Origin of the sequence: Streptomyces beigongshangae (genome assembly GCF_019710745.1) — a bacterium.
Taxonomy (GTDB): Bacteria; Actinomycetota; Actinomycetes; order Streptomycetales; family Streptomycetaceae; genus Streptomyces; species Streptomyces beigongshangae.
Window position 1 is genome coordinate 70717 of record NZ_JAHKJW010000023.1, and the last position, 24393, is coordinate 95109.

The following is a 24393-nucleotide window of genomic DNA, read 5'->3' on the forward strand; positions in this document are numbered from 1 at the left end:
CAACGGCGTCATCCGGCGCCCCGCCGGTCCCGTACACTTCTTGTGGCGATCCGGGTCACCGGGTCGACTTCGCACGCCCCGACGTCAGGTTGTCGAACAGCCGATGTCAGCGCCCCTCGGTCCCTAGTGGCACGGCGCAACGCGGGCGTCAGGCGCGACCGCCGTCCGGCGGACGCGGCACAACCGAGAACACCAAGGAGTACGGCCATGGCCGTCGTCACGATGCGGGAGCTGCTGGAGAGCGGCGTCCACTTCGGTCACCAGACCCGTCGTTGGAACCCGAAGATGAAGCGCTTCATCTTCACGGAGCGCAACGGCATCTACATCATCGACCTGCTCCAGTCGCTGTCGTACATCGACCGCGCCTACGAGTTCGTCAAGGAGACCGTCGCCCACGGCGGCACGGTCATGTTCGTCGGCACGAAGAAGCAGGCGCAGGAGGCCATCGCCGAGCAGGCGACCCGCGTCGGCATGCCCTACGTGAACCAGCGCTGGCTGGGCGGCATGCTCACCAACTTCTCGACCGTCTACAAGCGTCTGCAGCGCCTCAAGGAGCTGGAGCAGATCGACTTCGAGGATGTGGCCGCGTCCGGCCTCACCAAGAAGGAGCTGCTCGTCCTCTCCCGCGAGAAGGCCAAGCTGGAGAAGACCCTCGGCGGTATCCGCGAGATGTCCAAGGTGCCCAGCGCCGTCTGGATCGTGGACACCAAGAAGGAGCACATCGCGGTCGGTGAGGCCCGGAAGCTCAACATCCCGGTCGTCGCCATCCTCGACACCAACTGCGACCCCGACGAGGTCGACTACAAGATCCCGGGCAACGACGACGCGATCCGCTCCGTCACCCTGCTCACCCGCGTGATCGCCGACGCCGTCGCCGAGGGCCTCATCGCCCGCTCCGGCGCCGGCAAGGCCGCCGAGGGCGACAAGGCCGCGGGCGAGCCGCTCGCCGCGTGGGAGCGCGACCTGCTCGAGGGCGGCGAGAAGAAGGCCGACGAGACCGCTGCCGAGGCGCCCGCCGCCGAGGCTCCGGCCGCCGACGCCGACGCCGAGACCGAGGCCGAGGCTCCGGCCGCCGAGGCGCCCGCCGCCGACGCCGAGGCTCCGGCTGACGCCGAGGCCCCCGCCGCCGAGGCCGAGAAGCCGGCCGACGCCGAGCAGGCCTGACGATCCAGCGTCACGGTTGAGTGAGGGCGGGCGGCGCCCGGTGCGTCGCCCGCCGTTCACCCCCAGCCCGTAGATCTTCGGTGGACGCCCGCCCGATCAGCGGCGGACGCCGACTGCAGAGACTTCGAACTCCGAGAAGAGATTCACAGATCATGGCGAACTACACCGCCGCCGACGTCAAGAAGCTCCGTGAGCTCACCGGCGCCGGCATGATGGACTGCAAGAAGGCGCTGGACGAGGCCGACGGCGACGTCGACAAGGCCGTCGAGGCGCTGCGCATCAAGGGCCAGAAGGGCGTCGCCAAGCGCGAGGGCCGCTCCGCCGAGAACGGCGCCGTGGTCTCCATCATCGCCGACGACAACACCTCCGGTGTCCTGGTCGAGCTGAAGTGCGAGACGGACTTCGTCGCCAAGGGTGAGAAGTTCCAGGCCGTCGCCCAGCAGATCGCCCAGCACGTCGCCGCCACCTCCCCGGCCGACATCCAGGCGCTCCTCGCCTCGGAGATCGAGTCCGGCAAGACGGTCCAGACGTTCGTCGACGAGGCCAACGCGAACCTGGGCGAGAAGATCGTCCTGGACCGCTTCGCGCAGTTCTCCGGCGCCTACGTGACCGCGTACATGCACCGCACCATGCCCGACCTGCCCCCGCAGATCGGTGTCCTGGTCGAGCTGGACAAGGCCGACGCCGAGCTCGGCAAGGGTGTCGCCCAGCACATCGCCGCCTTCGCGCCGAAGTACCTCTCCCGCGAGGACGTCCCGGCCGAGGTCGTCGAGTCCGAGCGTCGCGTCGCCGAGGAGACCACGCGCGCCGAGGGCAAGCCCGAGGCCGCGCTCCCGAAGATCGTCGAGGGTCGCGTCAACGGCTTCTTCAAGGAGGCCACCCTCCTCGGCCAGCCGTACGCGCTCGACCAGAAGAAGTCCGTCCAGAAGGTCCTGGACGAGGCCGGTGTCACCCTGAAGCGCTTCTCGCGCATCAAGGTCGGCATCTGAGTCCGTACCGCGATCGACGCGCGATCCCGCTAGGGTCGACAGCAGTCGTCCGTGTCGGTCGCGTACACCGCCACGCGCGGACGCGCGGACGGCAGCAGATCTGACGAGGAGGCCATTGCCGCGCATGGGATGCGAACAACACCCCACCGGCAATGGCCTCCTCCGTATGTGCGACACGTGCGACAGGTAAAGAGGCGAGATCTCCATGACCACCACCCAGGCCGCCGACACAGACGACAAGGGCGACACCGGCAAGGGCTCCGGCCGCTTCCTGCTGAAGCTCTCCGGTGAGGCATTCGCCGGTGGCGGGGCACTCGGCGTCGACCCCGACGTGGTGCACACGATGGCCCGGGAGATCGCCGCGGTGGTCCGCGGCGGTGCCCAGATCGCCGTCGTCATCGGCGGCGGCAACTTCTTCCGCGGGGCGGAACTGCAGCAGCGCGGCATGGACCGGGCCCGCTCCGACTACATGGGCATGCTCGGCACCGTCATGAACTGCCTCGCCCTCCAGGACTTCCTGGAGAAGGAGGGCATCGACTCGCGCGTGCAGACCGCCATCACCATGGGGCAGGTCGCCGAGCCGTACATCCCGCTGCGGGCCGTGCGCCACCTGGAGAAGGGCCGCGTGGTCATCTTCGGCGCAGGCATGGGCATGCCGTACTTCTCCACGGACACCACCGCCGCCCAGCGCGCCCTGGAGATCGACGCGGAAGCGCTGCTCATGGGCAAGAACGGTGTGGACGGGGTCTACGACTCCGACCCCAAGACCAACCCCGAAGCGGTCAAGTTCGACGCGCTCAGCTACGGCGAGGTCATCACCCGCGACCTCAAGGTCGCGGACATGACCGCGATCACCCTGTGCCGCGACAACAAGCTGCCCATCCTCGTCTTCGAGCTTCTTGCCGAGGGCAATATCGCTCGGGCGGTCAAGGGTGAGAAGATCGGCACGCTTGTGGGTGACCCGGGCGGTCGGGCCTGACCGGGGGATGGACAATGTCCTGCCGGTCGGGAACCGTGCAGGAACAAGACGCGACGCAGCCGGCCGCCTACCCGTCAAGGAACCGCAGCCGGGCCTACTCAAGACACGCAGGAGCAAGTGGTGATCGAAGAGACCCTCCTCGAGGCCGAGGAGAAGATGGAGAAGGCCGTCGTGGTCGCCAAGGAGGACTTCGCCGCGATCCGCACCGGCCGTGCGCACCCGGCGATGTTCAACAAGATCGTGGCGGACTACTACGGCGCGCTGACACCGATCAACCAGCTGGCCTCGTTCTCGGTGCCCGAGCCGCGCATGGCCGTGGTGACCCCGTTCGACAAGAGCGCGATGCGCAACATCGAACAGGCGATCCGCGACTCCGACCTCGGCGTCAACCCGAGCAATGACGGCAACATCATCCGGGTGGTGTTCCCCGAGCTCACCGAGGAGCGCCGCAAGGACTACATCAAGGTGGCCCGGACCAAGGCCGAGGACTCCAAGATCTCGATCCGTTCGGTCCGCCGCAAGGCCAAGGACGGCATCGACAAGCTGATCAAGGACGGCGAGGTCGGCGAGGACGAGGGCCGCCGTGCGGAGAAGGAGCTCGACGACACCACCGCGAAGTACGTCGCCCAGGTGGACGAGCTGCTCAAGCACAAGGAAGCTGAGCTGCTCGAGGTCTGATGAACGACTCTTCCTGGGGGGCGCCGCCACAAGCCGGGTACTGGGGGCCGTCCGACCGAGGGCCTGTCCAGGGGGCTGCCCCGGCGGGTCCCGCGTACGACGCGCACCACGCGCAGCAGACTCGCCCCATGCCCATCGTGCCCGACGTACCCGCGCATGGCGGAAACCAGGATGACGACCGGGGGGCCGCTCGGACGGGCGGCCCCCTGTTCCGCGACGAGACGCCGCCGACGCCGCCGTACCTGGCTCCGTCGCAGAATCCGCAGGAGCCCATGACCAGCGCCGCACAGCCCGTCCCCGCGCCGCAGAAGAAGAACGCGGGCCGCGATCTGAGCGCTGCCATAGGGGTCGGTGTCGGGCTCGGCGCGGTGATCGCCGTGTCGTTGTTCGTCGTCAAGGCAGCCTTCATCGGGGTCATAGCGGTCGCGGTCGTGGTCGGTCTGTGGGAACTCACGTCGAGGCTCGCGGAGCGCAAGAACATCAGGGCGCCGCTCGTGCCGCTGGCACTGGGCGGTGCGGCGATGGTCGTCGCAGGGTACGTCCGCGGGCCCGAGGGCGCCTGGGTGGCGATGGCGCTCACCGCGCTCGCGGTCCTGGTCTGGCGGATGACGGAACCGCCCGAGGGCTACCTCAAGGACGTCACCGCGGGGGTCTTCGCGGCCTTCTACATCCCGTTCCTCGCCACGTTCGTGGCGATGATGCTCACCGCGGACGACGGTGCGCGCCGGGTCCTGACGTTCCTGCTGCTGGCCGTGGTCAGCGACACGGGTGCGTACGCGGTCGGCTGGCGCTTCGGCAAGCACAAGCTGGCTCCGCGCATCAGCCCCGGCAAGACCCGCGAGGGCCTGCTCGGCGCGATCGCCTTCGCCATGGCGGCGGGCGCGCTGTGCATGCAGTTCCTCATCGACGACGGCACCTGGTGGCAAGGGCTGATCCTCGGCCTCGCGGTCGCCGGCAGCGCCACGCTCGGCGACCTCGGCGAGTCGATGATCAAGCGGGACCTGGGGATCAAGGACATGGGCACCCTGCTCCCGGGCCACGGCGGAATCATGGACCGACTGGACTCACTGCTGCCGACCGCTCCGGTGGTGTGGCTGCTCCTGGTGCTCTTCGTCGGATCGAGCTGATCGTCGTACCTGCTCCATGAGCAGTGCGGAGGACCCCCGGCCGGGCCAGGCCGGGGGTCCGCCACGTACGGCGCGGTGCACGGCGGCCGGCAGACGGGCCGCGGCGCCGTCAGTCCGTGCCGTCGTACTCTTGGGGCCGTTCACCGTCGTACTCATGGGGCCGTCCGTCCTGCCACTCCACCCACTGCGGATCGTCCAGCAGTTCCCCCGCGTCCGGCAGGCCCGCGCGGCGCAGGAACTCCACCACGTCGGCATCGCTGTGGGCGAGACCCGCGACCCGGGCGTGGATCGACACCCGGCGCCCGCCGCCACCGGCCGCGCGATGAACGACGACGGGCGCGGTCCCCGCGCCCCCGGACTGCGACCGGCCGCGGTTCACAGCACCACCCCGGGGCCGGCGTCGGCGACAGAGGCGCCGTCGGTGCGACCCGCCCCTTCCCGGACGCCGCGCGAGGGATGCGGACAGAACATTTTTTCGGACATGCGTTCGATTCTAGATCCTGGAGCGGTACCCGGAACGGCATTCCCGGCCGAACGGCGTGGCGGGACAACCGCCCCGCACGGCTCGCGGCCCGGGTCACATGATTCGATCTGCGACACTGGACGTGTTATGCCTGCACCCGGAGAACTCACATTCGTCGCCCCCCGCGGAGCCAAGAAGCCGCCGCGGCACCTTGCCGACCTCACGCCTGCCGAGCGTAAGGAGGCCGTCGCCGCGGTCGGTGAGAAGCCGTTTCGTGCCAAGCAGCTCTCGCAGCACTACTTCGCGCGGTTCGCGCACGATCCGGAGCAGTGGACCGACATCCCGGCCGGGTCGCGCGCCAAGCTGCAGGAGGCGTTGCTGCCCGAGCTGATGACGGTCGTACGGCACCTGTCCACCGACGGGGACACCACCCGCAAGACCCTCTGGCGGCTCTTCGACGGGACCCTCGTCGAGTCCGTGCTGATGCGCTACCCGGACCGGGTCACCATGTGCATCAGCTCGCAGGCCGGCTGCGGGATGAACTGCCCGTTCTGCGCGACCGGGCAGGCCGGCCTCGACCGGAACCTGTCGACGGGCGAGATCGTGCACCAGATCGTCGACGGCATGCGCGCGCTGCGTGACGGGGAGATCCCCGGCGGGCCGGCGCGGCTCAGCAACATCGTCTTCATGGGCATGGGCGAGCCCCTCGCCAACTACAAGCGGGTCGTCCAGTCCATCCGGGCGCTCACCGACCCCGAGCCGGACGGGCTCGGACTGTCGCAGCGCGGGATCACCGTGTCGACCGTCGGTCTCGTCCCCGCCATCCACCGGTTCGCCGACGAGGGGTTCAAGTGCCGCCTGGCCATCTCCCTGCACGCGCCGGACGACGAGCTGCGTGACACCCTCGTGCCGGTCAACACGCGGTGGAAGGTACGGGAGGTGCTGGACGCCGGCTGGGAGTACGCGGCCAGGTCGGGGCGCCGGCTCTCCATCGAGTACGCGCTCATCCGGGACATCAACGACCAGGCGTGGCGTGGTGACCGGCTCGGGCGGCTGCTCAAGGGCAAGCCGGTGCACGTGAACCTGATCCCGCTGAACCCGACGCCCGGCTCCAAGTGGACCGCCTCGCGGCCCGAGGACGAGAAGGCGTTCGTGGAGGCGATCGCCGCCCACGGGGTACCCGTCACCGTCCGGGACACCCGTGGTCAGGAGATCGACGGGGCGTGCGGGCAGCTCGCGGCCACCGAGCGGTAGTCTGGCGTCCGTACCCACATCTTCATATTCCGACAGGGGAGCGCCACAGCGCTGAGAGTGCGGGAGAGCCCGCAGACCCTCTGAACCTCGCCCAGGTCATTCTGGGTAGGAAGTTCGGTCACCACTCAAGCTGTTGCGCCCTGCCCGGGACCCGACCGAGGTCCCGGGCAGGGCCGCGTCTCTTCCTGGTCAACCAGGAGGAACATCATGGACATCACAGGCATCACCAGGGGCGTGGGTGTCGGCGGCGCCGGCCGTAGGGCCGTCGCCGTGGTCGCGGTCACCGGACTCGGGCTCGCCTCGCTCACCGCGTGCGGGTCCTCCGGCTCCGGCGGCGACGGCTCGGGGGCGAAGACCGTGACCCTCATCAGCCACGACTCCTTCGCCTACACCAAGGACGTGCTCGAGGAGTTCGAGGAGGAGTCCGGGTACGAGGTCAGGGTCCTCAAGGACGGCGACGCCGGGCAGGCCGTCAACAAGGCGATCCTCACCAAGGACAACCCGCAGGGCGACGTCTTCTTCGGCGTCGACAACACCCTGCTGTCGCGTGCGCTCGACAACGGGCTGTTTCAGCCGTACGAGGCCGAGGGCTCGGACCGGATCCTGCCCGAGTACCGGGTCGACCAGGACAAGCACCGGGTCACCCCCATCGACTCCGGTGACATCTGCGTCAACTACGACAAGGCGTACTTCAGCGAGCGGAAGCTGGACCCGCCGGCGTCCTTCGACGATCTGGCCGAGCCGGCGTACCGGAACCTCCTCGTCACCTCGAACGCCTCGACGTCCTCGCCCGGCCTCGGCTTCCTGCTCGGCACCGCCGCGAAGTACGGCGACGAGGGCTGGCCGGACTACTGGAAGAAGCTCAAGGCCAACGGCGTGAAGGTCGTCGACGGCTGGGAGCAGGCATACAACGAGGAGTTCTCCGGGTCCGCCGGTGGCAGGAAGGCCAAGGGCGACCGGCCGCTGGTCGTCTCGTACGCCTCGTCGCCGCCCGCCGAGGTCATCTACGCCGACCCGAGGCCGGAGACCGCCCCGACCGGTGTCGCGGAGGGTACCTGCTTCCGGCAGGTCGAGTACGCGGGCCTGCTGGCCAACGCCGGGAACAGCAAGGGCGGCAAGGCCCTCGTCGACTTCCTGATCAGCAAGAGGTTCCAGGACGACATGCCGCTCAACATGTTCGTGTACCCGGTGCGCGAGGGCGCGCAGGTGCCCCGGGAGTTCACGGAGTTCGGCCCGCGGGCCGAGGACCCCGAGACCCTGGACCCCGCCAGGATCGCCGACCACCGCGACGAGTGGGTCAAGGCATGGACCTCGCTCGTACTGAAGTAGAGCCCCGGGAGCCCCGGGAGCCCCGGGAGTTCCGGGAGTTCCGCAAGCCCCGCGTGCCCCGCGCGCCGCGCACGGGGAACGCGGCGCGGCTCGGTCTCATGGCCGTGCCCGTCGCGTTCTTCGGGCTCTTCTTCGCCTACCCGGTCGCGGCGATCACGGCGCGCGGGCTCAGGGCCGACGGGGTCTGGCGGTTCGGGCGGATCTGGGACGTGCTCGCCCAGCCCGACATCCGGCACGTCCTGTGGTTCACGACCTGGCAGGCGCTCGCCTCGACCGCGCTCACCCTGCTGATCGCGCTCCCCGGCGCGTACGTGTTCGCGCGCTTCGACTTCCGGGGCAAGCAGCTTCTGCGGGCCGTCGTGACCGTACCGTTCGTGCTGCCGACGGTCGTCGTGGGCACGGCCTTCCTGGCACTGCTCGGACGCGGCGGGCTGCTGGACGAGCTGTGGGGCGTACGCCTGGACACGACCGTGTGGGCCATCCTGCTCGCGCACGTCTTCTTCAACTACGCGGTCGTCGTCCGCACGGTCGGCGGTCTCTGGTCGCAGCTCGACCCGCGCCAGGAGGAGGCCGCGCGGATGCTCGGCGCCTCGCGGTTCGCGGCCTGGCGCACGGTGACGCTCCCGGCGCTGGGCCCGGCCGTGGCCGCCGCCGCGCTCATGGTCTTCCTCTTCACCTTCACCTCCTTCGGCGTCGTGCAGATCCTCGGCGGCCCCACCTTCTCGACGCTGGAGGTCGAGATCTACCGGCAGACCTCGGAGATCTTCGACCTGTCGACGGCCGCCGTGCTGACGATCATCCAGTTCGCGGCGGTGGGCGCGGTCCTCGCCGTCCACGCGTGGACCGTGCGGCGGCGGGAGACCGCGCTGCGCCTGGTCGACGCCGCCACGACCGCGCGCCCACCGCGCGGCGCGGGGCAGTGGACGCTGCTGGCCGCCGTCCTCGCCACGATCGCCGTCCTGCTCGTCCTGCCGCCGGCCGTCCTCGTCCAGCGGTCGCTGGACACCCCCGGACCCGGTATCGGACTCGGCTACTACGAGGCGCTGACCAGTGACGAGGGCGGGCTCTTCCTGGTCCCGCCGATCGACGCCGTCGGCAACTCGCTGCGGTACGCCCTCGCCGCCACCGCCCTCGCGCTGCTGATCGGCGCACTGGCCGCCGCCGCCCTCGCCCGCCGGGACGCCGGACGTCTCGTACGGGGCTTCGACGCGCTGCTCATGCTGCCGCTGGGCGTGTCCGCCGTGACCGTCGGCTTCGGCTTCCTCGTCGCGCTCGACGAGCCGCCGCTGGACCTGCGGAGCAGCTGGATCCTCGTGCCGCTCGCGCAGGCGCTGGTGGGCGTCCCCTTCGTCGTGCGGACCATGCTGCCGGTGCTGCGCGCCGTGGACGGGCGGCTGCGCGAGGCGGCGGCGGTGCTCGGGGCCTCGCCCTGGCGGGTGTGGCGCGAGGTCGACCTGCCGATGGTGCGGCGGGCGCTGCTGATCGCGGCCGGGTTCGCCTTCGCCGTCTCGCTGGGCGAGTTCGGCGCGACCGTCTTCATCGCACGGCCCGACAACCCGACACTGCCGGTCGCCGTGGCACGGCTGCTGGGGCGGGCCGGCGAACTCAACTACGGGCAGGCCATGGCCCTGTCGACCATCCTGATGGCGGTGTGCGCGGTGGCGCTGCTGGTCCTCGAACACCTTCGTACCGGCCTTCGCACCGGTCTTCGCGCCGACCCTCGCACCGGCCTTCGCCCCGACCGGACGGGAGAGTTCTGACGATGCTCAAGCTCGAAGGGGTGACCGTGCGGTTCGGCGGGCGTGCCGTGCTCGACGGGGTCGGACTCGACGTCGCCGAGCACGAGGTCGTGTGCGTCCTCGGACCGAGCGGCAGCGGCAAGTCGACGCTGCTGAGGACCGTCGCCGGGCTGCAGCACCCGGACGGCGGACGGGTGTTCCTGGACGGCCGCGACCTCGGCGGGGTGCCCGCGCACCGGCGGGGCGTCGGCCTGATGTTCCAGGACCACCAGCTGTTCCCGCAGCGGGACGTCGCCGGCAACGTGGCCTTCGGACTGCGCATGCACGGCGATCCGAAACGGCAGCAGGCGGCACGTGTGGACGAGTTGCTGGAACTCGTCGGGCTGCCGGACTCCCACCGGCGGGCCGTGGCCTCCCTGTCCGGCGGTGAGCAGCAGCGCGTCGCCCTCGCCCGGGCCCTCGCCCCCCGGCCCCGGCTGCTCATGCTCGACGAACCGCTCGGTCAGCTCGACCGCTCGCTGCGCGAACGGCTCGTGGTCGAACTGCGGGTGCTCTTCGGCGAGCTGGGCACCACCGTGCTGGCGGTCACCCACGACCAGGGCGAGGCATTCGCGCTCGCCGACCGGGTCGTCGTGATGCGGGACGGGCGGATCGCCCAGTCGGGTACGCCGCGTGAGGTCTGGCAGCGCCCGGCCGACGCGTTCGTGGCCCGGTTCCTCGGCTTCGAGAACGTGTCGGGGGCGACGGTCTCGGGTGAGGCCGCGGACACCCCCTGGGGCAGGGTGCCGGTGCCCGCCGGCACCCAGCAGGGCGAGGTCACGCTGCTCGTGAGGCCAGCGGGCGTACGGCTCGTACCGGCCGCTCGGGGACTGCGCTGCACGGTGGCCGCGCGGACCTTCCGGGGCACCCATGTGGCCGTGCAGTTGCAGCCAGGGGGCGCGCCGCGGCTTGAGGCGGCGTGCGCGCTGCGGGACGCGCCCGAGCCCGGGGAGGAGGTCGGGGTGGCCTTCGACGCGGCGGAAATCGTCGTGCTCGCAGGGGGCGGGGCCGTCTAGGGTGCGGCTCATGACGCCACTCGGGCACGACCGCTACTGCGACGAAGTCGTCGGGCAGACCGCGCTGCTGCGGTCCTGTCTGGACGGGGCCGACCTCGCCGCCACCGTGCCGACCTGCCCGGACTGGACGCTGCGGCGACTCGCCGTGCACGTGGGCGAGGCGCACCGCTGGGCCGAGCACATCGTCCGGACGGGGGCGACCGGGGAGGTACCGGTCGAGGACGTGGCGGGCGCGCGGGGCCCCGCGGACAGTAGCCCTGCCGCGCTCGACGCCTGGCTCGCGGAGGGCGCCGAGCGGGCCGCCGGGACCTTCCGCGCCGCCGGGGCGGACGCCCCCGCCTGGTCCTGGGCCTGGGAGGGCACGGCGGGCTTCTGGGCGCGGCGCATGACGCACGAGACGGTGATCCACCGGGCGGACGCGGCCGCGGCGACCGGGGCGCTCGGGACAGCCGGGGGGACTGGAGCGAGGAGGGCGGCCGGGGCGTCGGGGACGGCCGGGGCGGCGTACGAGGTCGCGCCGGATCTGGCGGTCGACGCGATCGACGAGTGGCTGGAGATCGTCCGGTTCGGGCAGCGGACGGACCCCCGTGATCCGGTGGCGGAGCTGCGCGGCGCGGGCCGCAGCATCCACCTGCACGCCACCGACACCGCGCCGGAGCTGGACGCCGAGTGGCTCGTCGGGTTCGGCGAGAAGGGCATCGACTGGCGGCGCGGCCACGAGAGGGCGACGGTCGCGCTGCGCGGGCCGCTGACGGAGGTGCTGCTCGCCTTCTACCGGAGGCTTCCGCCGGACGGCGGCCGGCTGGAGGTGCTGGGAGAGCGGGAGCTGCTGGACTTCTGGCTGGAGCGGGCGTCGTTCGGCTGAGAGCCGCGCCGGGTACGGCGGTGGCCCGCCCCCTCGGTGAGGGGGCGGGCCACTACGGTACGGCGAGGTACAGCAGCCGGTGCCGGCCTCAAGCAGCAGGCACCGGGTGGTGTCAGCGGTTGTTCGACGCGCCGCGGCGACGCAGTGCGAACATCACACCGGCGCCGGCCGCCACGAGCGCGGCCGCTATTCCGGCGATCGCACCGGTGTTGGAGCTCGAACCGGTCTCGGCGAGGTTCGACTCACCGGCGGGCGAGGGGTTGTTCTCGCCGGTCGACGCGGCGGGGGAGCTCTCCGAATCCGAGGGCTCCGACGGCTTCGAGGGCTCGGACGGCTCCGGGGATCCCGGCTCCTCCGAGGGCTCCGACGGCTCCGAGGGGGAGGAGGGCTCCTCCGAGGGCTCCGGCGTCGCCGGCGGCGTGGACGCCTCCGGCGACTCGCACGCCTCGGACGGGGTGACGAGGTTCGGCTTGATGTCCTCGTCGACCTGGTTGCCGGCCTTGACGTGGATGCGGTACGTCGTGTTCGGCTTCCAGTCCTCGGAGAAGTCGATGGTCACGCCTTCGCGCGTACCCTCGACCACCTGCTCGCCGACGCGCTTCTCATCGGCGCCGTTCGACTGCAGGAAGACGGAGACCGTGGCCTTGACGCCCGACGGGTCCTTGTCGGTGACACTGATGACGCCCTTGGTGCCGTCGCACTTGGCGACGGCCGAGAACTCGCTGATGTTGCATGCGAGAGCGTTGCCGGCGAGACCGAGCGTGAGCGCGGCCGAGGCGGAGGCAACTCCGAGAATGCGCACAGAACGTGCGGTACGGCGAGATATGGACACGATTGCCCTTCACGGGATGCACAAAAACGAGGGGGGTGGCGGGAGTTGCCGTGAAACAGCAGTCCCAGACGCCTCACAGGTTTATTGGCCAGCGTCTCCGCTTGTCAATCCGTGTGTCCGTCTTGACCCTTTGCTTTTAGGTTTCATTTACACGCGACATGCGGATCAGCGCTTCCGGGGCCTCTTCGATGCGGTCCACCAGCGCGATGCGGGACTCCATCGACCGGTCGCGGGCGAGGGCCTGGAGCAGGGGCCAGGCGGGCAGGCGTTCCGTCCAGTGGGCGCGGTCCACGAGGACCATGGGGGTGGGTTCGCCGCGGGACTCGTAGTAGTTGGGGGTCGCGTTGTCGAAGACCTCCTGGACCGTTCCGGCGGCGCCGGGCAGGAAGACCACGCCCGCGTCGGAGCGGGCCAGCAGGCCGTCCTCACGGGTGGCGTTGGCGAAGTACTTGGCGATGTGCGAGGCGAAGGCGTTCGGCGGCTCGTGCCCGTAGAACCAGGTGGGGATGCCCACCGAGGTGGCGCCCGCGGGCCAGCGGCGGCGCACCTCGAAGGCGGCGCGCGCCCAGTTCGTCACCGACGGCACGAACGACGGTGCCCCGGCGAGGAGTTCGCACGCCTCGCCCAGCATGGCGTCGTCGTACGGGGCGGCGTACGCACCGAGGTTCGCCGCCTCCATCGCGCCGGGGCCGCCGCCCGTCGCCACCGCGAAACCGGTGCGGGTGAGCGCGCGGCCGAGCCGGGCCGCGCCGCCGTACGCGTCCGTGCCGCGCGCGATCGCGTGACCGCCCATCACGCCCACCACCCGCGTGCCGCGCAGGAGTTCGTCCAGGGCGTCGGAGACGGCGTCGTCGTGGACGGAGCGCAGCATGGAGGCGTAGATGTCCCCGTCCGCCCTGGTCCGCTGGAACCAGGCGTACGCCAGGGCGTCCGGCGTCTCCTCGTAGCCCTTGTCGAGGGAGCCGAACAGCTCGTCGGGCGTGTAGAGGTGACCGCGGTAGGGATCGAACGGCAGGCCGGGGAGGGGCGGGAAGACCAGGGCGCCGTCGGCGCGTATCTTCGCCGCCGCGTTCTCCCGCATCGGGCAGCCCAGGAAGACGGCGCCCGCCGTGTCGCTGGCGAGCAACTCCCGCGTACGGTCCGTCAGGTCGACGGCCTGGACGCGGAAGCCGGCGAGGGTGCCGCGTGCCGAGACGGTCGCGTCGAACTCCTCCAGCGTCTCGATCTCACGGTCGTCGTGGTGCGCCACATGGGCGGGGCTGGTCTGCACCCGCCCATGTAAGCACGGCCCGCCCATCGGCACGGTCCGCCGACGGGCGCGGGCCGTCGCGGGTGTGGCCGGGGATCAGCCCTGGGCGGCCGCCGGGTCCATCCACATGACCTCCCAGGTGTGGCCGTCCGGGTCGTCGAAGGCGCGCCCGTACATGAAGCCGTGGTCCTGGGGCTCCCCGCTCGCCGAGCCGCCCGCCGCCAGCGCCCTGTCGACCAGCTCGTCCACCTTCTCGCGGCTCTCGGCGCTGAGACACAGGATCACCTCGCTGGTCCTCGTCGGGTCCGCGATCTCCTTCTTCGTGAAGTCCGCGTAGCGCTGCTTGCTCAGCAGCATCGCGACGATCGAGTCGCTGATGACGACGGAGGCGCAGTGCTCGTCCGAGAACTCCGCGTTGATCGTGTAGCCGATCTCCGTGAAGAACTTCTTCGACGCGTCCACGTCGTTCACGGCCAGGTTCACGAAAATCATCTGCTGGTACATGGGAGGCCCTCCGTCGGGTGAGTCGCTGTTCGAAGGGGTGGACCGGGGGACCGGCAGAAAATCATCGGTACGCGCGAAGTTTTTTCGTACGGTCGGCCGCTCCCTTCGCCTTCGTGGTTCAGCGGGTCAGGGGCAGCGCCGCGAGTTGCGCGATCACCCAGGTCAGCGGGGTGAGGACGAGGAACAGGGCAGCGGCACGGAGGGCGGCCGCGGACCGCAGGGACCCGGCGGGCGCGCCGATCCTCAGCAGGGCCGCCGTGGTGTCGGAGCGCGCCTCCTTCGCCTCGACGGCGGCGGTCAGGAGCGTCGCGACGGTGCACCCGGCGACGATCAGCGCGCCGAGCGTGGTGAGGGGGCCGATGTCGGGGCGCGCGCCGGTGCGCAGCACGGCCAGGGCGTACGCGCCCGACCCCACGGCGCACACCACCCCGAGGGGGCGGCCGATGCGGGTCGCCTCCTCCATGAGGACGCGTCCGGCGAGCAGCCGCGGGGCGCTCGGCCGTACGGCCTGGAGCAGCCGGCCGCTGAGGTGCGCGAGCGCGGGGCCGGCCAGCGCCAGCCCGATCGCGGTGAGGGCCCAGCCGACGAGCACCCAGAAGGACCCGCCGGTGGTTCCGCCGGGGAGCGGGGGGCCGCCGTGCGCGGGGGCGGCCCGCCCGGCGTACGTCTCCACGGCGAGCCCGACGGCGACGACGGCGGCACCCCAGGGGAGGCCGTCGAGGGCGTCGGTGGCCGTGCCGGGGGCGCCGTTCCCACCGGGTGGCCCGGCCGGTGCGTCCGGACCGGTTGCGCTACCGGGACCGCCGGGACCGCCCGGGCCGCCCGGACGGTCCGGACGGTCCGGACCGCCCGGACCGCCCGGGTTCGCCGAGCCTGCCGGGTGGTGTGCGTGTGCGTCGAGCCCCGCGGGGGCGGGGTGGGCGGCGGCGGGTGCGGCAGGCGCGGTGGAGCGGCGTAGGGCGCCCGGGCGGCGGGGCACGTCGAGCGTGACGACCCTGGAGCCCTCCGGTGCGCCGCGTTCCGCACGCCCGGCGCCGGACCGGTCCTCCGCCCGCCCGGCAGGCCCCGCCGGGGCGCGGGCGCCGAAACGTCCGTACGCGCCGAAGCCGACGCGGTCCGTGGAGCGGCCGTAGCCCCCGAAGCCGCCCAGGCGGCCCGGGCGCCCGCCCGGTGCGGGGCCCGGCCTCAGAACGGCCCGCGGGCGCAGCACCGCCGTGGCGGCCACCGACGCGAGGACCGGTACCAGCGTCAGCAGCGTGAGCGCGGCCGGCAGGGGCAGCGGCTGGTTCGCGGCGAGGAGGACGGCCGCCTCGCCGTCGAAGGGGAGGTCGGACAGGCCGCCCCGCAGGTGCAGGAAGAGCAGCAGGGCGGCCGCCGAGCCCAGCGTGCAGGACACGGCGGTCGAGAGGACCGTGAGGAGCAGCAGCCGCCCGGGGCCCAGGCCGATCGCCGAGAGCCCCTGGCGGGGCCGGGTGGCCGGGTCGGTACGGGCGACGGCGGCCGCGAACTGCACGGTGGCGGCGATCGGGACGGTGCACCAGGCGAGCCGGAGCGCGGCGGCCGCGGGGGTCTCCGGGTGTCCCAGCGCGTACCCGAGGGTGCACAGCAGCAGGAAGCCCGTGCCCGCCGACGCCGCCGCGACGAGGAGCCTGCGGAACTGGACGGCGGGGCCGGCCCCGCGCACTAGGCGGAGAGCGAGCACGTGGCCCGGCCTTCCGTCTCGCCGACCGGCGGCAGATGGACGGTGTCCACGCGCCGTCCGTCGAGCAGCGACACCGTGCGGTCGGCGAACGCCGCGGTCTCCGCGTCGTGCGTGGCCAGGACGACGGCGATCCCGTGCGAACGGGCCGCCGTGGTGAGCGTACGCAGCACCTGGGCGCGGTCCGCGCGGTGCAGCGGCGCGGTGGGCTCGTCGGCGAAGATCACGGTCGGCGCGGGTGCCAGGGCGCGGGCGATGGCCACGCGCTGGCGTTCCGCGTGCCGCAGGGCGCACGGGCGTTTGCGGGCGCAGCCGCCGATGTCGAAGCGGTCCAGCCACTCCAGGGCGGTCGCCTTGGAGCGGCGGCGGCCGACGCCGCGCAGCATCAGGAGCAGGGCCGCGTTCTCCCAGGCGTTCAGTTCCGGAACGAGGACCGGGGCCGGGTCGATCCAGCCGAAGCGGTCGCGGCGCAGCCGCTCGCGGGCCGCCCGGCCCAGGGTGTGGAGGGGGGTGCCGTCGAACCGGACCTCGCCCTCCTGGGCCAGGAGCTGTCCCGACAGGCACCGGAGCAGGGTCGTCTTGCCGCTGCCGCGCGGACCGCCGACGGCGAGGATCTCGCCCTCGCGCACCCCGAGCGAGACGCCGGTGAGTGCGGGTGCGCCGTCGTGCCTGACGTGCAGGGCACGTGCCCACAGCACGTCGTCGTCCGGCGGAGCCACCATCGCGTACACCTCTTCAGATCTGATTCGCGCTGCCCGGGCGGCCCGGAGGGCCGCACGGTCCCTGGAAGGGCGCACGGCCCCCCGGCCGGGGGAACGAAGGCAGGGCCGATCGGTCACTGGGCACGCTAGGTAGTCGGGGCGCGGAGGCCGGACAGCACACGGCCCCGGGGCGCCCTTTCTCACTCGGACGGGCGGCACCGGGGCCGGTGTTGATCACAGTTTCAGCTCAACGGATTCAGTGCATCGGAACCGGAGGCGGAACCGGAGGCGGAACGGGGGCCGGGGGCGGCGCAGCCCTGTCGTCGGGTGCGGGTGGGTCCGGGCTGAGCGCGCAGTTCCCCGCGTCCCCCAGAAGCGACGGCCCGGGGTCACAGCTCCGCCCATGCCTCCGTCAGGACCTGGCGGACGATCCCCTCGATCTCGTCGAACGTCGACTGGTCCGAGATCAGCGGGGGCGACAGCTGGATGACCGGGTCGCCGCGGTCGTCGGCGCGGCAGTAGAGGCCGTACTCGAAGAGCTTCTTCGAGACGAAGCCGTAGAGCACCCGCTCCGACTCCTCGTCCGTGAAGGTCTCCTTGGTGGCCTTGTCCTTGACGAGTTCGATGCCGTAGAAGAAGCCGTTGCCGCGGACGTCGCCGACGATCGGCAGGTCGTGCAGCTTCTGCAGGGTGGACAGGAACGCGCTCTCGTTGTCCAGCACGTGCTGGTTGAGCTTCTCGCGCTCGAAGATGTCGAGGTTCGCGAGGCCCACGGCCGCCGACACCGGGTGCCCGCCGAAGGTGTACCCGTGCAGGAACGTGTTGTCTCCCTGGTAGAACGGCTCGGCGAGCCGGTCCGAGATGATGCAGGCGCCGATCGGGGAGTACCCCGACGTCATGCCCTTGGCACAGGTGATCATGTCCGGTACGTAACCGAACTTGTCGCAGGCGAACATCGTGCCGAGCCGGCCGAAGGCGCAGATGACCTCGTCCGAGACGAGCAGCACGTCGTACTGGTCGCATATCTCCCGCACCCGCTGGAAGTAGCCGGGCGGGGGCGGGAAGCAGCCGCCCGCGTTCTGCACGGGCTCCAGGAAGACGGCGGCGACCGTCTCCGGGCCCTCGAAGAGTATCTGCTGCTCGATCTGGTCGGCGGCCCAGCGCCCGAAGGCCTCCGGGTCGTCACCGAAGAGCGGCGCGCGGTAGATGTTGGTGTTCGGGACCTTGTGGGCGCCGGGGACCAGCGGCTCGAACGGGGCCTTCAGGGCGGGCAGACCGGTGATCGACAGGGCGCCCTGCGGGGTCCCGTGGTAGGCCACCGCGCGCGAGATGACCTTGTACTTGGTCGGCTTCCCCCGGAGCTTGAAGTACTGCTTGGCGAGCTTCCACGCCGTCTCGACGGCCTCGCCGCCGCCCGTGGTGAAGAAGACCTTGTTCAGGTCGCCCGGAGCGTGGTGCGCGAGGCGCTCGGCCAGCTCGACGGCCTTGGGGTGGGCGTAGGACCAGATGGGGAAGAAGGCCAGCTGCTGGGCCTGCCTGGCGGCCGTCTCGGCCAGTTCGGCACGGCCGTGGCCCGCCTGGACCACGAACAGGCCGGCGAGACCGTCGAGGTAGCGCTTGCCCCGGTCGTCGTAGATGTAGGTGCCCTCGCCACGGACGATCGTGGGGACGGGCGCGTCCTCGTACGAGGACATGCGGGTGAAGTGCATCCACAGGTGGTCGTACGCGGTGCGGCTGAGGTCCTTGGCAGTCACGGCTATCGGGTTCCCCACATGTAGGTCTGCTTCTTGAGCTTGAGGTAGACGAAGCTCTCGGTGGAGCGCACGCCGGGCAGGACCCGGATGCGTTTGTTGATGACGTCCAGCAGGTGGTCGTCGTCCTCGCAGACGATCTCGGCGAGGATGTCGAAGGAGCCCGCGGTCATCACCACGTACTCGACCTCCGGCATGGCGGTCAGCGCGTCGGCGACCGGTTCGAGGTCCCCGTCGGCGTTGATGCCCACCATCGCCTGCCTGCGGAAGCCCACGGTGAGCGGGTCCGTGACGGCGACGATCTGCATCACGCCCTGGTCGAGCAGCTTCTGGACGCGCTGGCGCACGGCCGCCTCGGAGAGGCCGACGGCCTTGCCGATCGCGGCGTACGGGCGGCGGCCGTCCTCCTGGAGCTGCTCGATGATGGCGAGGGAGACGGCATCCGGCTGGGGAGAGCCGTTCCTGGGCTCGCGGGAGTCCCGGGGATCCCTGGGTTCTGCGCTTCGACTGGCCACGCGCTCACTGTGCATGAGGGCTCGACAGTTCCGCAAGGTGCGATCGATGAAATTCGTTGTCTAGGTGTTCCCAGTCTGCGGATTTCGCAGTTATGGGATCGGTGGGGGTGTTGAAAACGTCGGGGTGAGGATTAGGGTGGAGCCCGGGCGTCTCAGCCGGTGGACACCCGGGCCGCAGGGCGCGGGCCGCACGGCGCCGACCGCGCGGCACGGGGCGCGGGGCACGGGGTGCGGGACGCCGGGTACGGGACACCAGGACACAGGACATCCGACAGGAGGGCCGGGCAGTGAGCACCGAGCTGCGTCGTCTGCGCAATTACATCGCCGGAGAGTTCCGCGATGCCGCCGATGGACGGACCACGGACGTGGTCAACCCCGCGACGGGCGAGGCGTACGCCACCGCGCCGCTGTCCGGCCGGGCCGACGTCGACGCGGCGATGGAGGCCGCCGCCGCGGCCTTCCCCGCCTGGCGCGACCGGACCCCCGCCGAGCGCCAGAGGGCACTCCTCAGGATCGCGGACGCCTTCGAGGAGCGCGCCGAGGAACTCATCGCCGCCGAGGTCGAGAACACGGGCAAGCCCGTCGGGCTGACCCGGTCCGAGGAGATCCCGCCGATGGTCGACCAGATCCGCTTCTTCGCGGGCGCGGCGCGGATGCTCGAAGGCCGGTCGGCCGGCGAGTACATGGAGGGCCTGACCTCGATCGTCCGCCGTGAGCCGATCGGCGTCTGCGCGCAGGTCGCGCCGTGGAACTACCCGATGATGATGGCCGTGTGGAAGTTCGCCCCGGCGCTCGCCGCGGGCAACACGGTCGTGCTCAAGCCGTCCGACACCACCCCGGCCTCCACGGTCCTGATCGCCGAGATCATCGGTTCGATCGTCCCCGAGGGCGTCTTCAACGTCATCTGCGGCGACCGCGACACCGGCCGCCTCATGGTCGAGCACCCGACCCCGGCCATGGCGTCCATCACCGGTTCCGTACGGGCCGGTATCTCCGTCGCCGAGTCCGCCGCCAAGGACGTCAAGCGGGTCCACCTGGAGCTCGGCGGCAAGGCACCCGTCGTGGTGTTCGAGGACCTCGACAGCGCGGCCATCGCCAAGGCCGTCGAGGACATCGCGGTGGCGGGCTTCTTCAACGCGGGCCAGGACTGCACGGCCGCCACCCGCGTCCTCGTCCAGGAGTCCGTCCACGACGAGTTCGTGGCCGCGCTGGCCAAGGCGGCCGCCGACACGAAGACGGGCCTCCCGGACGACGAGGACGTGCTGTACGGACCGCTCAACAACCCGAACCAGCTGAAGCAGGTCAGCGGCTTCATCGAGCGGCTCCCCGCCCACGCCAGGGTCGAGGCGGGCGGCCACCGGGTCGGAGAGAAGGGCTACTTCTACGCCCCGACCGTCGTCTCCGGCCTGAAGCAGGACGACGAGATCATCCAGAACGAGGTCTTCGGTCCCGTCATCACCGTCCAGTCCTTCACGGACGAGGCCCAGGCCGTGGCGTACGCGAACGGCGTCGAGTACGCCCTCGCCTCCTCCGTCTGGACGAAGGACCACGCACGCGCGATGCGCATGTCCAAGGTCCTCGACTTCGGCTGCGTGTGGATCAACACGCACATCCCGCTGGTCGCGGAGATGCCGCACGGCGGCTTCAAGAGGTCCGGGTACGGCAAGGACCTCTCGGGCTACGGCTTCGACGACTACACGCGCATCAAGCACGTCATGACGTCGCTGGGCTGAGCCGTCCGCCCGTCTTCCTCGCGCGTGGTACGCGGTACGCGGCCCCGGGCGGAGTCACCTCCGCCCGGGGCCGCGTGACGTCCGTCCCGGCCGCCCCTCGCCGCTTCCTGCCGCCCCTTGCCATACTCAACAAAGTGAATAGAGTACTCGTAGGCTATGAGGAAAGGCGGTCCCCCGTGTCCGAGCGCGGATACCTGCGGTACGTCGCCCTGGGGGACAGCCAGACCGAAGGGCTCGGCGACGGCGACGACGTGCTCGGGTTGCGCGGGTGCGCCGACCGGTTCGCGGAGGAGGCCGCGGCGGGGTGCCCGGACCTGCTGTACGCCAACCTCGCCGTCCGCGGGCGTCTCGCCGGGCAGGTGCGCGCCGAGCAGCTTCCGCCCGCCCTCGCGCTGAGGCCAGACCTGGCCACCGTGGTGGCCGGGATGAACGACCTGCTGCGGCCCCGCTTCGACGCGGACGAGACGGCGGGCCATCTGGAGGCGATGTTCGCCGCCCTGACCGGGCAGGGCGCCCGCGTGGCGACGGTGACCTTCCCCGACGTCGGCCGGATCACCCCGCTGGCACGGCCGGTCGGCCGCCGGGTCCTCGCTCTCAACGCCCGCATCAGGGAGGCGGCCGGACGCCACGGGGTGGCCGTCGCCGACCTCTCCGCCCACGCCGCGGTGACGGACCCCCGGCTGTGGAGTCCGGACCGGCTGCACGCGAGCCCGCTCGGCCACGCGCGGATCGCCGCCGCGGTCGCGCACGCCCTCGGTCTGCCGGGCAGCGACGACACCTGGACGCTGCCGCTGCCTCCCGGCGCACCGGCGCCCGGAGGTCTGCGGGGCGTCGCGGCGGAGCTGCGGTGGGCCGGCGGCTTCCTGGGGCCCTGGCTCCTGCGGCGGGTCCGGGGCCGCTCGTCGGGCGACGGACGGCAGGCCAAGCGACCGGACCTGCTCCCGCCCGCAGCGCTCCCGTCCGCCGCGCCTCCGCCCGCCCTGCTCCCGCCCACTGGTCGTGCTCTTGAGTAATCAACGCGGTGCTAGCTTGGGCCCATGGCGTTGCGCAACGCGGTGATGGCCGCGCTCCTGGAGGGCGAGGCGTCCGGGTACGACCTCGCCAAGGGCTTCGAGGCATCGGTCGCCAACTTCTGGATGGCCACCCCCCAGCAGCTCTACCGCGAGCTGGAGCGCATGGAGGGCGAGGGGCTCGTCCGCGCCCGGGTCGTCCAGCAGGAGCGCCGGCCCAACAAACGGCTCTTCTCGCTCACCGAGGCCGGCCGCCGGGTCCTGCGCGCGTACGTGGCCCAGGGCCCCTCGAAGCCCCTGGCCATCAGGGACGAACTGATGGTCAAGGTCCAGTGCGTCGACATCGGGGACACCGGCGACATCGAGGCCGTACGGGCCGCGGTGGCCGAGCGCGTGGAGCGGGCCACCGCCAAACTCGCCCGCTACCGGCGCATGCAGGAACGGATGCTGGCCGGACGCACCGAGGACGAGTACCTCGCCACCGCCGACCGCGTCGGCCCCTACCTCACCCTCCAGGGCGGCATGGCCCTGGAACGGGCGAACCTCCAGTGGGGCGAGACCGTCCTGAAGCGCCTCGCGCAGCGCACCGCCGCGCTCGGCGGCGGGTCCGCCCGCGCCCGGGCGTGAGACCGGAGCGCCCGTGCGCCGCGGCCGGCCTCACCCGCCGAACGCCGCCCGTACGATCCGCTCGGCCACCGGGTTCATGTCCTCGCTCTTCGCGTCCGTCGCGTCGACCGAGTACACGAGCGTGCGGGAGAGGTCGCGCGTCGCGGCCACGACCGTGCTGTACCCCGGGCGCGCCCCCGACTTCAGCCACAGGATCCTGCCGTCGCCCGGGTCGAACCGCTGGAGGCCGGCGCTCATGGTCGCGCCGGGCACGTCGGGCAGGGTGAACATCTCCTTCTCCAGCAGCGGCCGGGGGACCAGCCGGCCCCGGAACAGCGCGTGCAGCAGTCGCTCCAGGTCCGCCGTCGTGGAGATCATGTCGCCCGCGGCCCACCGGTCCGACATGTTCCACTCGGTGGCGTCCACCAGCCTGCCGTCCGCCAGCCTCTGGTAGCCGCGGTTGTGCGGCCCGTGGATGCGCGGGTCGGGGCCGCCGGGGAAGGACGTGTGCCGCATACCGGCCGGCCGCAGGACCCGTACGGCCGCCTGGTGCTCGTACGAGTCGCCCGTGACCTCCTCGATCAGCAGACCGAGCACGGTGTAGTCGATGTTGCCGTACTGCTGCCGTTCGCCGGGGCGGGCGGCGGGACCCCGGGCGGCCGACGCGGCCACGACCTCCTCGGGGGTCAGCGTCTCGTACCGCCGTTCGTACCCTTCCCCGGCCACGTCCCCGAGCGACGAACCCGGCTTCAGCCCGCTGGTGAAGGTGAGCAGCTGCCGTACGGTGATCGGCTCGAACGCCTCCGGCAGGAGGCCCGGGAGGTAGGTCTGGACATGGCCGTCCAGGTCCACCCCGCCCTCGGCGGCCAGCTGGAGCACGACGGCCGCGGTGACGACCTTGGTGGTGGAGCCGGCGCGGAAGCGCCCGTCCTCCAGCGCCGCCCGGCCGCTCGGCAGATCGCGCACCCCGGCGCTGCCCCGCCAGCTGCCGTCCGTGCCCGACACGCGTACCAGCGCGGCCGTCGCGTCGTCGTCCGGGAGTCCCCGGACCGCGGCGCGCAGGGCCCGCTCGGTGCGCGGGTCCACGGTGTGCCGCCCGGCGGACTCCCCTTCGGCGGAACCCCGTTCGGCGGACTCCCGGACGGTGAGCGTGGGGGAGGAGGGGGAGGAGGGAGTGGCGAGGGCGGTCCCGGCCAGGGGGCCGGCGGTCAGGCCCAGGACCACGGCGACGGCGCAGGCGGTACGGGCACGGGCACGGGTACGGGCACGGAGATGGAGACGGACAGGCATCGGCGGACTCCCGGAGTGGTGATCGACGACCTTCATCCTCCGGTCGTACGCCGCCTCGCGGATCCTCTCCGAGGAGGGCGGCACCCCTGACCCGGCCCCGGGCAACCGCCGGGCAGATCAAGGGTGTTGTCAGGGATTCCCCTCAGGGGCCGGTCAGGGCTGCCGGCGCAGGGCGCACAGGGTGTCGACGCGGTTCGTCGTGATCGAGTCGACGCCCGCGTCGAGGAGCCGCCGCATGGACCGCCGGGTGTCGGGCGTCCACACCGAGACCAGGTACCCGTCGCGGTGCACCCGCTCGACCAGGTCGCGGCTCGCGAGGGGGAACCGGTAGTTGAGCCACCGCGGCCGGACCGCGTCGAGCAGCGCGGGCCGCGGCGGGGCCAGGCTCGTCCAGGTGAGGGCGATCTCCGCGGCGGGGTCGGCCGCGCGGACCGCGAGCATGGCCCCGGCGCCCGCGCAGTAGTACACGCGCTCCTCGGCGCCGAAGTCGCGCACGGCACCGACGATCCGGCGGACGGCGCGGGCGTCCGCCGGGCCCGGCAGGTCGATCATGAGGCGGCCGTCGTCCGTCGCCTTGAGGGCCTCCTCCAGCGAGGGGACCCCGCCCGACGTCAGCCCCCGCACCTCGTCGGCGGAGAGCGACCGCAGCGGCCGGTCGTGCTCCCACAGGCGCCGCAGCGTGTCGTCGTGCAGCAGCACGGGAACGCCGTCGCGGGTCAGCCGGACGTCGATCTCCACGGCGTCCGCGCCCCGGCGGAGCGCGGAACGCAGGGAGTCGACCGTGTTCTCACGGACACGGTAGGGGTCGCCGCGATGGGCCACGGCAGTCACGGTACGCATCGGCCCATTGTGCTGGTGCGC

At 71.9% G+C, this 24393-nt stretch carries 23 protein-coding genes; 13 read left to right on the forward strand and 10 right to left on the reverse strand.

Annotation, left to right across the window (positions count from 1 at the left end; all coding sequences use genetic code 11):
- Nucleotides 1-207 precede the first annotated feature (207 nt).
- The 5 genes from rpsB to KM933_RS19620 all read left to right on the forward strand — a co-directional run bounded on the left by rpsB (nucleotide 208) and on the right by KM933_RS19620 (nucleotide 4937).
- Nucleotides 208-1164 carry a 30S ribosomal protein S2 gene (gene rpsB / locus KM933_RS19600; protein ID WP_221353932.1) on the forward strand — a complete coding sequence of 319 codons (957 nt, stop codon included), beginning with the start codon at nucleotides 208-210 and terminating at the stop codon, nucleotides 1162-1164.
- Nucleotides 1165-1316: 152 nt separating this feature from the next.
- Entirely contained in the window at nucleotides 1317-2153 is an 837-nt protein-coding gene (gene tsf / locus KM933_RS19605) for a translation elongation factor Ts (protein ID WP_221353934.1), read from the forward strand.
- A gap of 205 nt (nucleotides 2154-2358) precedes the next feature.
- The gene (gene pyrH, locus KM933_RS19610) at nucleotides 2359-3132 is read left to right on the forward strand and encodes a UMP kinase (protein WP_221353936.1); all 774 of its coding nucleotides are present in this window, start codon (nucleotides 2359-2361) and stop codon (nucleotides 3130-3132) included.
- 120 nt (nucleotides 3133-3252) lie between these two features.
- Nucleotides 3253-3810, forward strand: coding sequence for a ribosome recycling factor (gene frr / locus KM933_RS19615; RefSeq protein ID WP_149515371.1), 558 nt, complete (start codon nucleotides 3253-3255; stop codon nucleotides 3808-3810).
- The gene (locus KM933_RS19620) at nucleotides 3810-4937 is read left to right on the forward strand and encodes a phosphatidate cytidylyltransferase (protein WP_221353963.1); all 1128 of its coding nucleotides are present in this window, start codon (nucleotides 3810-3812) and stop codon (nucleotides 4935-4937) included. Before frr ends, KM933_RS19620 begins: the two co-directional genes overlap by 1 nt.
- 109 nt (nucleotides 4938-5046) lie before the next feature.
- Here the strand turns inward: KM933_RS19620 and KM933_RS19625 are convergent, their stop codons facing one another.
- Entirely contained in the window at nucleotides 5047-5316 is a 270-nt protein-coding gene (locus tag KM933_RS19625) for a hypothetical protein (protein WP_308013462.1), read from the reverse strand.
- Between the two features lie 231 nt (nucleotides 5317-5547).
- Here KM933_RS19625 and rlmN point away from each other — a divergent pair, with 231 nt between their 5' ends.
- The 5 genes from rlmN (at nucleotide 5548) to KM933_RS19650 (ending at nucleotide 11642) form a co-directional block, all read left to right on the forward strand.
- Nucleotides 5548-6654, forward strand: coding sequence for a dual-specificity RNA methyltransferase RlmN (gene rlmN / locus KM933_RS19630; protein ID WP_221353966.1), 1107 nt, complete (start codon nucleotides 5548-5550; stop codon nucleotides 6652-6654).
- A gap of 207 nt (nucleotides 6655-6861) precedes the next feature.
- Complete coding sequence (locus KM933_RS19635; protein WP_221353968.1) at nucleotides 6862-7983, forward strand: thiamine ABC transporter substrate-binding protein; 1122 nt, start codon at nucleotides 6862-6864, stop codon at nucleotides 7981-7983.
- Entirely contained in the window at nucleotides 7959-9743 is a 1785-nt protein-coding gene (locus KM933_RS19640) for an ABC transporter permease (protein WP_221353970.1), read from the forward strand. The genes KM933_RS19635 and KM933_RS19640 overlap by 25 nt, the downstream gene beginning before the upstream one ends.
- A gap of 2 nt (nucleotides 9744-9745) precedes the next feature.
- On the forward strand, nucleotides 9746-10777 hold the full coding sequence (locus KM933_RS19645; RefSeq protein ID WP_221353972.1) for an ABC transporter ATP-binding protein: 1032 nt from the start codon (nucleotides 9746-9748) through the stop codon (nucleotides 10775-10777).
- 10 nt (nucleotides 10778-10787) lie between these two features.
- Nucleotides 10788-11642 carry a maleylpyruvate isomerase N-terminal domain-containing protein gene (locus tag KM933_RS19650; RefSeq protein WP_221353973.1) on the forward strand — a complete coding sequence of 285 codons (855 nt, stop codon included), beginning with the start codon at nucleotides 10788-10790 and terminating at the stop codon, nucleotides 11640-11642.
- 112 nt (nucleotides 11643-11754) lie between these two features.
- On the opposite strand, the gene KM933_RS19655 is transcribed toward KM933_RS19650, so the two are convergent.
- The 7 genes from KM933_RS19655 to KM933_RS19685 form a co-directional block, all read right to left on the reverse strand.
- The gene (locus tag KM933_RS19655) at nucleotides 11755-12444 is read right to left on the reverse strand and encodes an LAETG motif-containing sortase-dependent surface protein (protein ID WP_308013463.1); all 690 of its coding nucleotides are present in this window, start codon (nucleotides 12442-12444) and stop codon (nucleotides 11755-11757) included.
- Between the two features lie 166 nt (nucleotides 12445-12610).
- Nucleotides 12611-13744 carry an LOG family protein gene (locus tag KM933_RS19660; protein ID WP_221353977.1) on the reverse strand — a complete coding sequence of 378 codons (1134 nt, stop codon included), beginning with the start codon at nucleotides 13742-13744 and terminating at the stop codon, nucleotides 12611-12613.
- Between the two features lie 75 nt (nucleotides 13745-13819).
- On the reverse strand, nucleotides 13820-14227 hold the full coding sequence (locus tag KM933_RS19665) for a VOC family protein (protein WP_221353979.1): 408 nt from the start codon (nucleotides 14225-14227) through the stop codon (nucleotides 13820-13822).
- Between the two features lie 118 nt (nucleotides 14228-14345).
- Nucleotides 14346-15929: a hypothetical protein gene (locus KM933_RS19670; protein ID WP_221353981.1), complete on the reverse strand. Its 1584-nt coding sequence runs from the start codon at nucleotides 15927-15929 to the stop codon at nucleotides 14346-14348.
- Nucleotides 15911-16648, reverse strand: a complete 738-nt coding sequence (locus KM933_RS19675) for an ABC transporter ATP-binding protein (RefSeq protein ID WP_221353983.1) — start codon at nucleotides 16646-16648, stop codon at nucleotides 15911-15913. The genes KM933_RS19670 and KM933_RS19675 overlap by 19 nt, the downstream gene beginning before the upstream one ends.
- 368 nt (nucleotides 16649-17016) lie before the next feature.
- On the reverse strand, nucleotides 17017-18399 hold the full coding sequence (locus tag KM933_RS19680) for an aspartate aminotransferase family protein (RefSeq protein ID WP_221353985.1): 1383 nt from the start codon (nucleotides 18397-18399) through the stop codon (nucleotides 17017-17019).
- Nucleotides 18384-18908, reverse strand: a complete 525-nt coding sequence (locus KM933_RS19685) for an Lrp/AsnC family transcriptional regulator (protein ID WP_221353987.1) — start codon at nucleotides 18906-18908, stop codon at nucleotides 18384-18386. Before KM933_RS19685 ends, KM933_RS19680 begins: the two co-directional genes overlap by 16 nt.
- A gap of 272 nt (nucleotides 18909-19180) precedes the next feature.
- Between KM933_RS19685 and KM933_RS19690 the strand changes: the two genes are divergently transcribed.
- The 3 genes from KM933_RS19690 to KM933_RS19700 all read left to right on the forward strand — a co-directional run bounded on the left by KM933_RS19690 (nucleotide 19181) and on the right by KM933_RS19700 (nucleotide 22263).
- Nucleotides 19181-20626, forward strand: coding sequence for a gamma-aminobutyraldehyde dehydrogenase (locus KM933_RS19690; RefSeq protein ID WP_221353989.1), 1446 nt, complete (start codon nucleotides 19181-19183; stop codon nucleotides 20624-20626).
- A gap of 176 nt (nucleotides 20627-20802) precedes the next feature.
- Nucleotides 20803-21639, forward strand: a complete 837-nt coding sequence (locus KM933_RS19695; protein WP_221353991.1) for an SGNH/GDSL hydrolase family protein — start codon at nucleotides 20803-20805, stop codon at nucleotides 21637-21639.
- A 24-nt stretch (nucleotides 21640-21663) separates the two neighbouring features.
- Complete coding sequence (locus tag KM933_RS19700; protein WP_221353993.1) at nucleotides 21664-22263, forward strand: PadR family transcriptional regulator; 600 nt, start codon at nucleotides 21664-21666, stop codon at nucleotides 22261-22263.
- A gap of 30 nt (nucleotides 22264-22293) precedes the next feature.
- On the opposite strand, the gene KM933_RS19705 is transcribed toward KM933_RS19700, so the two are convergent.
- Nucleotides 22294-23532 carry a serine hydrolase domain-containing protein gene (locus KM933_RS19705; RefSeq protein WP_221353995.1) on the reverse strand — a complete coding sequence of 413 codons (1239 nt, stop codon included), beginning with the start codon at nucleotides 23530-23532 and terminating at the stop codon, nucleotides 22294-22296.
- Nucleotides 23533-23685: 153 nt separating this feature from the next.
- Nucleotides 23686-24372, reverse strand: a complete 687-nt coding sequence (locus tag KM933_RS19710; RefSeq protein WP_221353997.1) for a glycerophosphodiester phosphodiesterase — start codon at nucleotides 24370-24372, stop codon at nucleotides 23686-23688.
- Nucleotides 24373-24393 lie beyond the last annotated feature (21 nt).